This window comes from Pseudomonas fluorescens, from assembly GCF_000967965.1.
Classification (GTDB): Bacteria; Pseudomonadota; Gammaproteobacteria; order Pseudomonadales; family Pseudomonadaceae; genus Aquipseudomonas; species Aquipseudomonas grandcourensis.
Window position 1 is genome coordinate 33,227 of the sequence record NZ_LACC01000010.1, and the last position, 14,896, is coordinate 48,122.

Here is a 14,896-nt window from a genome sequence, read left to right on the forward strand (position 1 = left end):
GGACAGTGTCAGGGGCAGGGTCGGTTGTTAGGCTCAACCCCCACAGCACATCCAATAAGAACCAAGCAATGAAGCTGACATTCCTCCTGTTGCTGCTTTGTGCAACGGCCCCGACAGCCTGGGGCTGGTCGAACCATACGGTGGGCAGCTACCTGGCGTTGCAGGATTTGCCGGCGTTGCGTGATGCACCGCAGGTCGAAGTCGAGCCGCTGGAACAGTTTCTTTCGCAGCAATACCAGGCCGTGAGTGCGCTGCTGGATGAGCAGGAGCTTTTCGCCCGCGAGCACTTCGCCCAATACCCGCCGCGCCCCGACAACCTGCGATTGCCAGCCGTGCCCGGGGACAATCTGCGCCACGACTTCCTCACCGCACTGCGCATCAATCCCTGGATTCATCTGGCGATGGTCATCCAGCCGGTGCCGGGCAAGGATCTGCCCGAGCGTGAACACCTCAAGGCCGAACAAGTCATGGTGGAGCAGACGCTCTCACCGTGGAATCGCCAGCGCTTCATTCTTGTGGCTGACCATGAACAAGTCGCGCCTCTGGCCGTGTTGGCCAGCGCCGCCGACGAGCCGGATTACGGCCACGACATCAACCTGTTCAGCGACAACCCGGGCGAAGTGGGCGCGTTGTACGACTTCGGCCCGCAGCCTTTCGGTGACGCCCGGTTTCAGTACAGCTCCCAGGCGCCGTTCCATATGGGGTTTTTCCATGAAAGCCCGGTGGTGTATGCCGCCGCCGGATTTCTTCAGCGCAGCTGGCCGGACTGGCGCGCCTACCAGTACATGGGGTTGGCGCGACTGGCGTTTGCCACTGGCCATCCTTACTGGGGTTATCGATTTCTCGGTTGGGGCCTGCACCACGTTCAGGACCTGACCCAGCCGTATCACGCCAAGCCGCTGCCCGGTGTGGAACTGGCGAGCCTGCTGGTGCTGGAAGGCAAGGCCCTGGCCGGCTTCGATGCGGACAAACATGCGGCCATCGAACGGGTCGCCACCCGGCACATGGAAGTGGAGAAATATCAGTCGACCTGGCTTCGTCGCCTGCTGCGCGCCGGCCAGGCACACCCGATGCTCGACGCTTATGCCGACTCTGCACAGGACGCCCGCTATCCGCCGTACTCGGTGGACTACCTGCGCGAAGTAGTGAGTGCCGAGTCTGTCGACGAATCGGCGGCATTTGATGAAGCCATCGGCCAGTGGCTGGACACGGCACCGATCACCAGCGATTTCAGCAACGGTAATCAGCTGCAGCGCGAAGACTTCGATCATCCGGCACTTAACCGGCAGCTGTTCAAACTGCTGGGGCATTTCGGCGCCCACAGCCGGATTTACGCCCGTGCGGGATTGGCGCCATAGCCATCGCAGCAACAGTGTCAGAACACAAAAACAATAAAACCAGGGAAAGGGGAACAGATCATGAACACTCGATTTCGCCTGTCTGGCGCGGCGCTTCCCGGCGTGGGCCTGGCAGGGCTGCTGCAACTGTGCGCGGTCGACGGCGTGCAGGCCAAGGAGTTCAGCGTGCTGGACAACCAGGTCACCGGTTCATTCGACAGTACCCTGTCCTATGGGCGCTTGTGGCGGGTCCAGGGCCGGGACAAGAACAACGATGACGTCAACACCAACGACGGCAATCGCAACTTCGATACCGGGTTGGTTTCCGAGGTGTACAAGATCACCTCGGAGCTCGAGGCCAACTATCAGAACTACGGGATGTTCGTGCGCGGTACCGCGTTCTATGACACGCAACTGATGGACAAGCGCAACGATTACTACCGCAACAACAACCCGTCGCAACCCAGCCAGAGTTTCCCGCAGGACGACCACTTCACGGACCAGACCCGCGATATCGCCGGCAGCCGGGTGGAGATGCTCGACGCCTACCTCTATGGCAACTGGGACGTCGCGCAGATGCCGCTCACGGCACGCATAGGGCGCCAGGTGTTCAACTGGGGCGAGGGGATTTTCTACCGAGGCGGGATCAACACCACCAACCCGGTGGATGCGGCCAAGTACCGTTTGCCCGGTGCCGAAGTCAAGGAAGTGCTGGTACCGGTGGAAGCGCTGAGCTTCAACATCGGCCTGACCGACAGCCTGACCATGGAAAGCTTTTACCAGACGAACTGGAAGGAAACCCGCATCGACCCGGTCGGCACGTTCTACTCGCAGACGGACCTGTTCGCCGACGGCGGCAACACCGCCTACAACAACTTTACCGGTACCGCCCTGGACACCCCGGTGCCTGGCTTCGGCAATGTGATCGGTCTGTACAGTGCACTGGGCAACAACCCGTTGCTCAACCAGGCCCTGAGCACCACCGGCCTGTACGCCAACGGGGTCACCCCGGCCTTTGGCAACACCGTCAAAGTGGCCTCGGTCGGCAAGGATGACAACGCGCGCAACGACGGCCAGTTCGGTTTCGCTTTTCGCTACATCGTAGAAGAGCTCAACAGCACCGAGTTCGGGTTGTACATGGTCAACTACCACGCCAAGGAACCAACCATTTCCGCCGATCTGGGCGGGTACAAGGGCATCGACATGAATGCCCTGACCAACCTGTTGGCCGGTGTCGCCGGCAGTCAGGCGGGGCAACTCGCCAATGGCCTGGCGACCGTGGATGTGCTGGGCAATATCCAGGCACATCGACGCTACGCCGAAGACATCCGCATGTACGGCTTCAGTTTCAATACCACCCTGGGCCAGGCGTCGGTGTTCGGTGAAGTGGCCTATCGGCCGAACCTGCCCATCGGGGTCGCCGCCACCAACGACCTGATCGGCGACCTGGCCAACGGCGCCGCCGCAGCGGCAGGCGGCCAGACCATCAACATCGGCGGGCAGCAGGTCACGCTCGACAGCCAGATCAATAACGCCGAGCGGGTGGAAGCGTTCAACACGTCCCTGGGCACGATCTACAACTTTGGCCCGAGCCTGTCATTCGACTCGATGTTCGGCGTATTCGAACTGGCGTCCGAGCACCTGCGGGGCAGCAGCCTGCAATACACCGCGTATGACGGCAGTACCCGTTACTTCGCTGGCACCGGTAACTTTTCCTATGTGTCCGGCGGCGAGCGCAGCGACCAGGTCAACCGCAACTCCTACAGCTACACCGCGATGCTCAACGGCACCTGGAACGACGTGTATGCCGGGGTCAACGTCTCGCCTTATGTCGTCTACAAGGATGACTTCGAGGGCAACAGCTATCAGGCGGGCAACATCATCGAGGGCCGAAAGGCCTACACCCTGGGGATCAAGGCCAACTACCAGAACAAGCTGGAGGCCGAGCTGCAATACACCGAGTTCTACGGCGGCGGGCAGGACAACGGCCTGCGTGATCGCGACAACGTTGGCTTCAACCTCAAGTACTTCTTGTGAGTTCCAACTCATCCCCCTGTAGGAGTGAGCTTGCTCGCAATGACGGACTTTCAGTCGAAGTTGATGTTGGCTGACACACCGCTATCGCGAGCAGGCTCGCTCCTACAGGTTTTTGTATTTCGGAGAACGATCATGTTTCACACTTCACGACTGACCAAGACCACGCTGGCGCTGTTCCTGAGCCTGGCCGCCGGCAGCGCGCTGGCCGCGGTCACGCCCCAGCAGGCCGAGCAATTGAAGACCACGCTGACGCCGCTGGGGGCCGAGCGTGCCGGCAACGCGGCCGGGACCATTCCGGCCTGGAGCGGCGGCATCACCCAGGCGCCGGCGGGCTACAAGCCAGGCCAGCATCACCTTGATCCCTATGCGGCGGACAAGCCGCTCTTCACCATCACCAAGGCCAACCTTGAACAGTACAAGGCCCACCTCAGCCCGGGTCAGATCGCACTGTTCAACAGCTACCCCGACACCTTCCAGATGCCGGTCTATCCCTCTCGCCGCTCGAGCTCGGCGCCGCAGTGGCTGTACGACAACACCTTGAAAAATGCGACCTCGGCCAAGCTGCTCGATGGCGGGACCGGTTTTGCCGATGCCTATGGCGGTGTGCCGTTCCCGGTGCCCAAGGATGGCATCGAGGTGCTGTGGAACCACATCACCCGTTATCGCGGCATCTATGTGGTCCGTCGTGCCTCCGAAGCGCCGGTACAACGCAACGGCAGCTTCGCGCTGGTGACCTCGCAGCAGGAGGGACTCTTCAATTATTACCGCTCGGGCGGGCAGTTTGCCGACCTGAAAAATATCCTGTTCTACTACCTGGCGTTCGTGAAGAGCCCGGCCCGGCTGGCGGGCGGTGCAGCACTGGTTCACGAGACCCTGGACCAGCTCAAGGACCCGCGCCAGGCCTGGGTCTACGACGCCGGCCAGCGCCGTGTGCGCCGGGCGCCGAACCTCGCGTATGACACCCCGATCGCCTCATCCGACGGCCTGCGCACGGCGGACGATACGGACCTGTTCAACGGCTCGCCAGACCGCTACGACTGGAAGCTCAAGGGCAAGCAAGAGGTCTACATTCCCTATAACAATTACAAAGTCGGCAGCCCTGAGGTGAAGTACGAGCAGTTGCTCACGCCGGGCCACCTCAATCCGCAATTCACCCGTTATGAGCTGCATCGGGTCTGGGTGGTCGAAGGCACGCTCAAGCCAGGCGCGCGGCATATCTATTCCAAGCGCGTGCTGTTTCTGGACGAAGACAGTTGGGGCGCCGCATTGGTGGATCAATACGACGGGCGAGGGGAGTTGTGGCGGGTGTCGATGGCCTACCTGAAAAACTTCTACGACCTGCCCACCACCTGGAGTGCGCTGGACGTATTCCATGACTTGCAGGCGCGTCGTTACTACGTGCAGAACCTGGATAACGAAGAGCCGGGCACAGTGGACTTCGCCCAACCGGTACCGGAAGACGCTTACTTCATGCCGTCGGCATTGCGCCAGCGCGGGACGCGGTGATATTGGCCATTCGGAAGATTGCCGGGTTTTGGTTTGCCAGGATGTGCTAGCCTGCAATCAATGATTTCATTGATTGCAGGAGGCATCATGGCCAGCATCACAATTAGAAACCTTGATGAGAAGCTCAAGGAGCAACTGCGCATCACAGCGGCTCATAACGGACATTCCATGGAAGAAGAGGCTCGCCTGATTCTGGGCAGGGCCTTGGCGACAGTTGATCGCGCCGGTGGACTTGGAAGCAGGATCCGCAACAGATTCAGCGCTCTCGGTGGAGTCGAGCTTGATCTGCCAGAGCGTTCAGAGAAAGCAACGGCGGTGGATTTTTCTGAATGATAGTGCTCGATACCAACGTTCTTTCAGAGTTTATGCGAGTCGAGCCTGAAGCCAGGGTGCTTGCCTGGGTTGATGCGCAGCCGGCGATGGATCTGGCAGTCAGTACGGTAACGGTGGCGGAAATACTCCACGGCATCGCACGCCTGCCTTCGGGCAAGTGCAAACAAAAACTTGAAGCCCATGCCATGGCCATGTTCGAAGAGGACTTTACCGGACGCATTTTGCCGTTCGATGCCCATGCCGCTGTTGAGTACGCAACGCTGACGGCAGGTGCTGAGGCAAATGGGCGTGCGGTTTCAATGGCAGATGCGCAAATTGCCGCCATTTGCCGAAGTCATGGGGCGGCAATAGCCACCCGCAATGTTCGAGATTTCGAGTTCAGCGGTGTTGAAGTGATAGATCTCTGGATGAGCTGAGTTCCCCTGTAGGAGCGAGCTCGCTCGCGAAGAACTTGCCAGCGCCGCGATCATTCAGAATGCACGCGTTATCGTTGACAACCATCGTCGGAGCGCCGCCCGGAGCAAGCTCGCTCCTACAGGACGAGCCTGAAGTCATCACACGCGGAAGTGGCTCACCATCTGCTGTAATTGACCACCCAGCCGCGCCAGTTCAACGCTGGACTTGGCGGTCTCATCGCTCGCCGCGGCGGTCTGTTCGGACACATCGCGCACGTTGATGATGCTGCGGCTGATCTCCTCGGCCACGGCGCTTTGCTGTTCGGCAGCGGCGGCGATCTGCTGGTTCATCGACTGGATATTGGACACCGTGCGGGTGATGTTCTCCAGTGACTCGCCGGCCTTGCGGGTCAGGGCCACGCTGCTGTCGGTGAGGACGCGGCTGTTGTTCATCACGGCAGACACTTGTTGCGTGCCGTTCTGCAGGCCGGCCACCAGGCCTTCGATTTCCTCGGTGGATTTCTGCGTACGCTGGGCCAGGCCGCGGACTTCGTCGGCCACCACCGCAAAACCACGACCGGCTTCACCGGCACGGGCCGCTTCGATGGCGGCATTGAGCGCCAGCAGGTTGGTCTGTTCGGCGACGGCCTTGATCACGTCCATGACGCTGCCGATCTTGTCGCTTTCCTGTTGCAGCACGCTCATGGCCTCGGTGGAGCGCACCACTTCGCTGGCCAGGCGCTCGATCTGGGCGATGGCTTCGTTGACCACTTTGTCACCCTCACGGGCTTCGCAGTCCGCCGCCGCAGCGGCTTGCGAGGCTTCTTCGGCGTTGCGCGCGACTTCCTGCACGGTGGCGGTCATCTCGTGCATGGCGGTGGCGACCTGATCGGTCTCGACTTTCTGGCTGTTGACCCCGGCACTGGTCTGCTCGGTCACGGCCGACAGCTCTTCGGCGGCGCTGGCGATCTGGGTCACGCCGTCGCGGATGCCGCTGATCAAGTCGCGCAGGGTTACGCCCATGCGCGCGATGCCTTGCAGCAACACGCCGAGTTCGTCGCGACGGGTGACCAGCACGTTGTGGGACAGGTCACCGCTGGCGATGCGATCGACCACCGCCAGGGTTTCGCGCAATGGCCGGGTGATCTGGCGAGTGATGACCACGGCGGCAATGATGCCCACCAGCAATGCCAGCAACGTGCTGATCAGTTGCAGGGTACGGGCCTGGGCGCTTTCGGCGTCGCGTCGGTCGAGCTGGATCTGATACAGCTGATCGCTCTGGGACACGATGGCGGCGCCCTGGTCGGTCATTTCCTTGCGCGCTTGCACCGCGTCATTGCTGGCGGCCTTGTAGGCCTGCAAGGCGTTGCGGTAGTTGCTCAACGCGGTTTCCAATTGACGCAGGGCGTCTTGCTGGGAATCGGCGAAGTGCGCGTTCAGCGGTTTCAGGCTGGCGATGGCGGCGTCCAGTTGGCCGACAGCTTTTTGCTCGGTCTCGGCATTGGTACTGGCGGTGTAGCCGCGCACTTCGTAGCGGGCCAGCAGGAACGCTTCCTTGGCCGCGGTGATGGCCTGGAACTGTTCGAAGCGCTGGTCGCTCAACGGCATTTGCTGCACGCGGGTATTGATGTCATTGATCAGCGTGTTGGCGGTTTCGGCGTTGGCACTCATGGCGTCACGGGCGCTGTTGCCGGCGCGATAGGCACTGCGCATCTTGCCCAGGGACGTCCTGTAGGTGTCGATGACGGCGCCTTGCTCTCGCAGCAGCTTGAGGTTTTCCGGGCTCTTGAACTTCGCCAGCAGGGCTTGCTGCTGGGCCGAGAAGGCGTCGAGGGTGGTCTGCACGCTCTGTGCGGCGGTTTCGTCGCCGTTGGTCAGCATGTATTGCAGGCGGACCACGCGCAGCTTGGTCAGGCCGGCGTTGAGTTGGGTGATGTCGCTCATCCAGTTGCTGCGGTCGATCAACCCGCCCAGGCTGGTCCAGCCGGTCAGGGCCAGGACGCAGGTCAGTGCCAGGACCAGGCCAAACCCCAGGCCCAGCTTCAGGTTCACGCTGATGTTACCGAACCAGCTATTCATCACATTCCTCCAGGAACTTGGTACTTCTTTATCGTCGGTTGGCTGGAAGATTGTTTTTTTTGGAAGCCGCCAAGCTGTGTAAGCAGGATGTATCGGCAGCAATCCCTGGAGCTGAAAGGATTTTTCCGCAGGGTTTGTGTAACAAGATTTTTACAGCGCTTTTGAGCTTTTTTTCACATACGTTTCACCAGTCACCGACGCGCCTTTCTTTAACCTGCCGGGATCTAATGGGGTAGTGTTTGCTGGCGAGGCGGCGTGATGTGGAATTAAGACTGAGTCTTTTCGGAAAAAAACGCTCGATCGATCTGAACCGCTTCGCCCGCTATCGCAACGCTGCGGTGGTGTTGGCCTCGGCGCTGCTGGTCATTCCGCTGACCTTGTTTTTGTTGCGTCCCGCCACCGCACCGGACCTGGCTCACGGCAATGTGGCCGGTGCACAGGCTTTGATGGCGGGATGGGCCAAGGGCGACATCATCGTGCTGGTGCGTCACGTCGAGCGCTGCGATCACTCCTCGGCGCCTTGCCTGGTTGGCAACGATGGCATTACCGAGCGCTCTCGCAGTGTTGCCGAGAGCCTTGGGGCACAGTTCAAACACCTTGGCCTGGGCAAGGCCGATATCTACAACAGCCCGATCCTGCGCACTGCACAGACTGCCAACTTCATGTTCAACAAGGTTGGCGCGGGGGAAGACTGGCTGATCAGTTGCAAGGGCACCATGCTGCGCGAGACGCTTGCGCATAAAGTGGCCGGGCGTAACCTGATTCTGGTGACCCACAGCGAGTGCATGGAGCAACTGGAAAAAGACCTCGAGTTACCGCCTTCGACCCTGGGTTATGGCGCTTCACTGTTTTTTTCCGCCGAAACCCCGCAGACTCCGCGCATGCTTGGCTTTATCGACGCTTCCGACTGGAACTCGGTAAGCACTCATTGAGTTTTTCCCTCTTCTTTCTGAATCAGGATTCACAATGCTGACCGCCTCTCGCTACCGCTTTTACTGGGTGAATTTTGGTATTCCGCTGGCCTGCGCGGTCGCGGTGTTCCTGATGTTCGACATGACCAGCATCGACATCGCCTTCAACAATTACTTTTTCGATCCGGTGACGCAGACGTACCCGTTGGACCAGGTCCATCTGTTCGAAAAGATCACCCACAAATGGGCGCGGATCATTCCGAACTGGACCGGCGAAATTGCGATTATCGGTGCCTTGCTGTCGTTTCTCTGGCCGCGCCTGAAGGCTGAAAAGCACTCGAAAATCATCGCTTTCCTGGAAAAAATCAAAGTCGCACCGGTGCTGCGCTTTGCCACCCGCCATCGTCGCGACTTTCTCTACGTGGTGTTTGCGTTCTCCATCAGCACCGGGGTCATTCACTACCTCAAGGGCCACACCAGCGTGTATTGCCCGATCGAGACGACCCTGTACGGCGGCAAAATGGAGCACATCGAGTGGTATGAGAATTTCGACCTGCTCAAGACCGCAGGTGACGGTCGCTGCTGGCCGGGCGGACATGCGTCGGGCGGTTTCACCATGCTGGCGTTGTACTTCGTAGCTCGCCGCTATCGCTGGCGCTACTCGAAAGCGATCATGTACGGCTCGCTGACCCTCGGTTTCATTTATGGCACCACACGGGTACTACAAGGGTGGCACTACATGTCCCACACCTTCTGGGCCGGGATCTTCGTGTGGCTGGCGTGTTTGCTGACGGCGCTGGCGTTCTACGGGCGAGCGAGGCTGGAACAGCCCGTGCTCTCCAAAGCGCAACAACCGGTGCCGATGGCTCAGACTCAGCCTGTGAATTGAGTTGGCGTTGAACTGAAAAACCCGCAACCCGAAAGGGTTGCGGGTTTTTTTTGCCCGGGGAAACCTTCAGAAAGCTCAGGGTTGGTGTGCGACTGCGATCAACGGTACAGCAGGCGCAGAGGCGGTTTTTCCAGAAACGGTTCGCTGAAAAGTCGCAGGCAACACAGTGCACGACATGACTTCTGGCTACCGGAAAAGGAAGGCCGAAAAAAACAGGCTGGAAAAAAGTGTACGGAACGATTTCTTAACAAATCGTGAACAAATGCTGTGATCTATTGGGGGGGTAGATCGATCTTTATTTCGTCACCCTGTCTGGCTTTCCAAGCCCAGTGAGTCCCTGAGTGAAACGCACAAATTCCACCTCGATTTCTGCAAAACGTTTGGTGCTCCGAAGGATTGTGCTTGGCTCCGGCATTGCCTTCGCTCTTTTGTTGGCGACCGTTGGTTACTGGCTGTTTACGCCACCATCGCCGTACGTTCCGTTGAGCCGTCTGGACCCTGCATCGGTGTCGATGATCGCGGTGGGCGATCAGGGTAGCGGTGACTTGCAACAGTGGCGGGTGGGGCAAGCCATGGAGCGGGTTGCGTCCAGGGAGGGGCGCCTGGACATGGTGGTTTTCCTTGGCGACAACTTCTATGGCAAGCCATTGACCAGCACCCACGATCTCCACTGGGAAACCCGATTCGAGCGTGTCTATTGGGGCCATTGGCTCAGTCATGTGCCGTTCTACGCAGTGCTGGGTAACCACGATTACCCGGTGTCGCAAAAATACGAGATCGAGTACGGCCAACAGCACAAGGGATCGGGCCGTTGGCAGATGCCGGCGAATTTCTACATCAAGGATTTCGGTGACGTCGACGGGCGGCCATTGGTGCGGATGGTGTTCCTCGATACCTCGGCGCCACGTGAGAGTTTGCAGCAGCAAATCGACTTGATCGATCAGGCGTACCAGGCACCCGGACCGGCACCGGTATGGCGAATAGCCGCGTCCCATCACCCGGTGCGCAATCAAGGCCAGCATGGCGAGGAGTCGGATCTGCTCACACGGCTCTTGCCAGTGTTGCAACGCAACCACGTCGATCTGCTTTTGTCAGGTCATGATCACAACCAGCAGTTGCTGTTGCGTGCAGGTGAACCCGCGTGGGTGATTTCCGGGGCGGGTGGCAAGAGGCTGTATGCCTTGCAAGCGCCAACACCGGATAGCACCTTTACTGACTCGCGGGCTGGTTTTGCCAAACTTGACCTGAGCGCCACTCAACTCAGGCTGGGGTATTACAACGACCGCGGCGATCTGGAGTCCGGCTTTCGCTGGGCCAGAGATTGCCAGTGGATGGCCAAAGGCTGTTTGCTGCCCGAGCAATCGCAAGGGAGCGTCGCGCAGGTGGCACAGTGATTGGCGCAAACCCGCAGGCAAAAAAAAGCCCGCGGGAGGGCGGGCAAACCGTAGTTTCTTGAATGAGCGAGTGCAATGTACAGGCAGTAACGGAACCGTGGGGTGAAGAAAAGTTCATCTGGATCAACGCCCCGTACCAGAGCTTGCGACACCGCTACGGCAAATGATCCGCAGCAAAGTCGGCTTCCGACCGGGCACGCAAACGGCCCTTGCGGCAGGCTTGCTGGAACCGCTCGAAATCACGTTCGTTCTGCTCGGTATAGCCTTTAGCATATTTATAGAGCGCGTCGGCCAGTGCGTCGCTCTTGCCGATGTAGCCGCTGATCACTGCCGCTTGCCCGGAAGACTTGGCATGGGCGCGAGCCAGGGCCCGGCCGCAGAGCCGGCCATAGACGGCGAATGCGTCGCCATCGAAGGTCTCGAGTTCGGCAGAAATCTTCATGTCGCGCAATTGCCGCACATAGAAATGCCGCCCACTGGGGCCGGTGGTCCAGCCGAGGAACAAGTCGCTGGCCGATTGCATCAACCGCTGGCCGTCGACCACCCGTTGCCCCTCATGCCGTATTCGCGACCTGGTCTTCACGTAGCCGGCGAGCACCGAGCGTCGCGCTTCCTTGAATTGCAGGAACAGCGGGAACTCCTGATCGTCGGTCAGCAGCGCCACGAGGCAACGGGTGCCGACACTGCCGACGCCCACCACTTTGAACGCCATGTCCTGAACGTGAAAACGCGACACCAGATCACGGCGGTCCGCTTGCAGGGTGCCGCGGTAGTCGCGCATGAAGGTGTCGTAGAGCGGGCGCCAGTCCGAGAGGCGCAACCAGTCATCATCGGCGTCCAGCAGTGTGGTGTTTTTGTGCAGGTGGAAAATTTCCGGTAGGTCATCGCGAATGATCAGACGGCCATGGGCGTCGCGTTCGCTGATTTTCGGCAGCAGTTCGGCGTGGGTGCGCCGTTCGGCTTTGGCGATGGCGCGTTCCACATGCTCCAGGGTGCTCTTGTTGGCCTGCGCCAGCAGGTCGTCATAGCTGATGGATTCGTACCAGGTTTCCAGCGCACTCTGTTCGGCGCACTCCAGCATGGTCTGCTGATAGGCGTGCACCACTTCGTGGCAGATCGTTTCTTCAACGGATTCCCCATGGCGCAAGTCGCGGGCGGCCACCAGGAAGCTCGCCACCAGGCGTTTCAAGTCCCACTCCCACGGCCCGGGATGGGCTTCGTCGAAGTCGTTGACGCTGAACAGCAGGTTGCGCTCAGGCGTTGCGAAACCGCCGAAGTTCATCAAGTGGCTATCGCCACAAATCGGCGAAACCAGCCCCATGTTCGAGGTGCCCGCCAGGTCGTGGGCCTGCAGCAACGCGTTGCCGCGATAGAACGTGAACGGTGAAACCAGCATCCGTCCGTAGCGCAACTCCACCAGCGATTTGATGCGTCCTTCACTCGACGCCTTGATCAGCGGTATGGGGTCGCGGTCGACATTGCCCAAGGCTGCTTGCGAACTGCGGGAGCACTTCTTGCGCGCATTCTTGCCTTGCTTCAAACGGTCGGTGAGGGTGGTCATGGAGGCCTATTCGACAGGGGTTGTGGGGCAATTGCGGATTGAGTGTAGAAGGGCTTTGCGGGTTCGTCCGAAGTGTTTGCGCAACGACTAATCTGTCTGTCAGGCATCGACTTGATGCCATCACCCGGAAACAAGGAGGCCCGTGTTTTCATTGCCGGTTTCACTGCTGCTGGCGTTCCTCATCGGCTGGGTCTCTCAGCGCATGGGTATGTGCCTGGTCAATGCCATGGGGCTGCTGCTCAAGCGTCGGCCGACCCTGTTCGTGTCGTTGGTCAGTTGTGGTCTGTTCGGTCTGTTGCTCGCACCGCTCTACGCCTTGTCTGGCGTCAGTCAGCCGCTGTTCATCCCTGAAGTTGGCTATCTGTCACTGGTCGGTGGCGGTTTGTTGTTCGGCCTCGCCTCGGTACTCAACGACGGATGCAGTGTCGGCACCCTCACCAAGCTCGCCAGCGGCAACCTCAACAAGGTCTTCACCATTCTCGGCTGGGTGCTGGGCATCGTACTGTGGCATCACCTGAACATGTTGCCCGAACACCGGGCGCTGCAAATGCCGATGATCACCAGCCGTCATTACTGGCTGGTCATTGGCATCGTGCTGCTGATTTTGCTGTTCCTGATCCGGATTCACGGCGACAGACACCTGGTGCTGTCGAGCTTGCTCCTGGGGGCGTTGACCAGTGCTCTCTACGCCTTTGAACCGTTGTGGACGCCCAGCGTGTTTTTCTACGATCTCTCGCAATCGTTCTGGGTCTCGAGCGACACATCATTGACTACCCCGCGTGTGGCGGTGTTCGCCATGCTGATGCTGGGCATGCTCTGTTACACCTTGCATCGCCGCACGTTCAACTTTCAGCGGTTTGCAGCGATGACAGCGGGCAGGCATTTGCTCGCAGGCGTGTTGATGGGGACCGGTGCGTCGATGATGCTGGGCGGCAATGACTCGCAGATTTTGTTGGTGTTTCCGACGCTGACTTGGGTGGGAGCGGTGCCGTTGGTGTCGATTGTGTTGGGGATATTGGTGGGGGTTGGGGTTAAGCGGCTGCGTGCTTGATGATCGCGGCTCTGGAGTTGGACGACCTCAATGAGACCGTCCATTTTTCAAGGATCAAACCTGCATCCGCAACCGCCGTCCAACCACATCCAGCGGTGCTTCGGCGTCGATCAGCAGCGACGCGATGGTGCAGTCGATGCCGGTCATCGGCATGTATCGATCCATCTCAAGCCTCCACTTCGTTGAGAGGCGCGATGTTGTCCAGTGCCCGGTTTACCAGCAATTGCGCCAGCACGGCCAACTGCTGGATCGCCAGGGCGATGTTGCGACGCGAACTCTCAAGCTCGCAGGCAAGGTCGGTGCTCATGACGTTGAGCGAGGCGAGGGTTTCACTGGCGTGGGTGAGCAGGGACGGTGTGTCGATGTTGGGGCGGAGGGTGAAGACGTGGCTGATGGGGTCGAGGTGATTGGGATTGCGCAGGCGGGCGCTGATGGTGGGTTCGGTGGTTTTGGAGAGTTGGGATAAGTCGATTTTGTCTTCAGCTAAATTAGCTGGGGTTTCCGGGGGATTGGGGCTGTTCTTTTTCAAGATGGCATTCCTCACACTGTTTAGAGAAGCTGCCATCCCCTGCTGTCAAACAGGATTGGGTGGCAGCTATACGCGGGTTGACAGACCGGAAGTGTGAGAACCCGGTGCACCCGAAGGTGCCCCGCGCACAGCCGCCATAATCGTGACTACATGCGCGAATGCATGCTGTCTGATTTGGGAGGTGTGAAGATTACACTTTCAGCCTGTCAAAGCCGATCGCTGATTTGCAGCGACCCCTGAAGGCTATCGTCGAGAAGTTGCGTCCGCCAGTTCATGAAAGGCGATGCGTTTTGCGGGAAATGTCCTAGGACGCGGTGAAGTCGTTGCATCGATCACAGGTCACTTGATCTCACCGTGTGCTTGAAATGATGCTCCCAAAGCCTGACCCCCAACCCGCCCGTCCGGTCCAGCGATGACCCCACCGTCAAATCCGTAATCAACGTCGGTTGCAAACCCGCATCAAACAGCGCAAATCCCGCCGCCAGGCAACAGGTCTCGGTCTGCAGGCCGCACACCAGTACGCGTTCGACGTTGAGGCTTCTCAGGTAGTCGATGGTTTCCGGTGTGGGCGCGTAGCCGTGCTTGATAAAGATGCGGTCGGCCGGGATCAGGCTGTCATCGTTCGGCGCGGGGTGCCAGCCGAGCTGTTTTTCAAAGGGGGTTATGGATTCGTCATGGCGCTCGACCGTGGCGACACTGGGCAGGGTGCCGATGAGCGCCTGGATACCGTCGATCAGCCACTGCGGTGGGGCGAAGCCGGGTTGTACGTCGATGATCAGGAGGGCTTGGCGCATGGGCTTCTCCGAGGGGATGGCAGTGATAGGGGCGACTGTGGATGCAAAATATTCTGGCTGGTCGCGCTGGCAGGCCAGCT

Annotated in this window: 13 protein-coding genes and 1 pseudogene; 9 read left to right on the top strand and 5 right to left on the bottom strand. The window is 59.7% G+C overall.

All coding sequences use genetic code 11. From position 1 onward, the window contains the following. The first annotated feature begins 68 nt into the window (after positions 1 to 68). The 5 genes from VC35_RS06625 (at position 69) to VC35_RS06645 (ending at position 5,629) form a co-directional block, all read left to right on the top strand. Positions 69 to 1,358, top strand: coding sequence for a phospholipase C/P1 nuclease family protein (locus tag VC35_RS06625; protein ID WP_046038641.1), 1,290 nt, complete (start codon positions 69 to 71; stop codon positions 1,356 to 1,358). A gap of 60 nt (positions 1,359 to 1,418) precedes the next feature. Then, entirely contained in the window at positions 1,419 to 3,374 is a 1,956-nt protein-coding gene (locus VC35_RS06630; RefSeq protein WP_185754753.1) for a DUF1302 domain-containing protein, read from the top strand. 132 nt (positions 3,375 to 3,506) lie between these two features. Further along, complete coding sequence (locus VC35_RS06635) at positions 3,507 to 4,880, top strand: DUF1329 domain-containing protein (RefSeq protein WP_046038643.1); 1,374 nt, start codon at positions 3,507 to 3,509, stop codon at positions 4,878 to 4,880. An 87-nt stretch (positions 4,881 to 4,967) separates the two neighbouring features. Further along, a complete protein-coding gene (locus VC35_RS06640; RefSeq protein ID WP_046038645.1) occupies positions 4,968 to 5,213 on the top strand; it encodes a FitA-like ribbon-helix-helix domain-containing protein in 246 nt (81 codons plus the stop codon). Further along, on the top strand, positions 5,210 to 5,629 hold the full coding sequence (locus VC35_RS06645; RefSeq protein ID WP_046038647.1) for a type II toxin-antitoxin system VapC family toxin: 420 nt from the start codon (positions 5,210 to 5,212) through the stop codon (positions 5,627 to 5,629). Before VC35_RS06640 ends, VC35_RS06645 begins: the two co-directional genes overlap by 4 nt. A 138-nt stretch (positions 5,630 to 5,767) precedes the next feature. Here the strand turns inward: VC35_RS06645 and VC35_RS30280 are convergent, their stop codons facing one another. Next, on the bottom strand, positions 5,768 to 6,631 hold the full coding sequence (locus VC35_RS30280; protein WP_404942349.1) for a methyl-accepting chemotaxis protein: 864 nt from the start codon (positions 6,629 to 6,631) through the stop codon (positions 5,768 to 5,770). Between the two features lie 42 nt (positions 6,632 to 6,673). Continuing rightward, positions 6,674 to 7,687 (bottom strand): annotated as a pseudogene (locus VC35_RS30285) (methyl-accepting chemotaxis protein); the annotation flags it as partial. A gap of 260 nt (positions 7,688 to 7,947) precedes the next feature. On the opposite strand from VC35_RS30285, the gene pmrG reads away from it, so the two are divergent. The 3 genes from pmrG (at position 7,948) to VC35_RS06665 (ending at position 10,881) form a co-directional block, all read left to right on the top strand. Then, entirely contained in the window at positions 7,948 to 8,619 is a 672-nt protein-coding gene (gene pmrG / locus VC35_RS06655) for a lipopolysaccharide core heptose(II)-phosphate phosphatase PmrG (protein WP_046038650.1), read from the top strand. A 34-nt stretch (positions 8,620 to 8,653) separates the two neighbouring features. Next, complete coding sequence (locus VC35_RS06660; RefSeq protein WP_046038652.1) at positions 8,654 to 9,487, top strand: phosphatase PAP2 family protein; 834 nt, start codon at positions 8,654 to 8,656, stop codon at positions 9,485 to 9,487. 341 nt (positions 9,488 to 9,828) lie between these two features. After that, positions 9,829 to 10,881, top strand: coding sequence for a metallophosphoesterase (locus VC35_RS06665; RefSeq protein ID WP_259674429.1), 1,053 nt, complete (start codon positions 9,829 to 9,831; stop codon positions 10,879 to 10,881). A gap of 154 nt (positions 10,882 to 11,035) precedes the next feature. Here VC35_RS06665 and VC35_RS06670 read toward each other — a convergent pair whose 3' ends face one another. Next, positions 11,036 to 12,442 (bottom strand): DUF2252 domain-containing protein, encoded by a 1,407-nt coding sequence (locus VC35_RS06670; protein ID WP_046038653.1) that lies wholly within the window; start codon positions 12,440 to 12,442, stop codon positions 11,036 to 11,038. Positions 12,443 to 12,584: 142 nt separating this feature from the next. Here VC35_RS06670 and VC35_RS06675 point away from each other — a divergent pair, with 142 nt between their 5' ends. Continuing rightward, complete coding sequence (locus VC35_RS06675; RefSeq protein WP_046038654.1) at positions 12,585 to 13,493, top strand: YeeE/YedE thiosulfate transporter family protein; 909 nt, start codon at positions 12,585 to 12,587, stop codon at positions 13,491 to 13,493. A gap of 166 nt (positions 13,494 to 13,659) precedes the next feature. Here VC35_RS06675 and VC35_RS06680 read toward each other — a convergent pair whose 3' ends face one another. Both VC35_RS06680 and VC35_RS06685 read right to left on the bottom strand, forming a co-directional pair. Beyond that, the gene (locus VC35_RS06680; RefSeq protein ID WP_046038655.1) at positions 13,660 to 14,022 is read right to left on the bottom strand and encodes a DUF6124 family protein; all 363 of its coding nucleotides are present in this window, start codon (positions 14,020 to 14,022) and stop codon (positions 13,660 to 13,662) included. Positions 14,023 to 14,354: 332 nt separating this feature from the next. Then, positions 14,355 to 14,816, bottom strand: coding sequence for an isochorismatase family protein (locus VC35_RS06685; protein ID WP_046038657.1), 462 nt, complete (start codon positions 14,814 to 14,816; stop codon positions 14,355 to 14,357). Between the last annotated feature and the right edge of the window lie 80 nt (positions 14,817 to 14,896).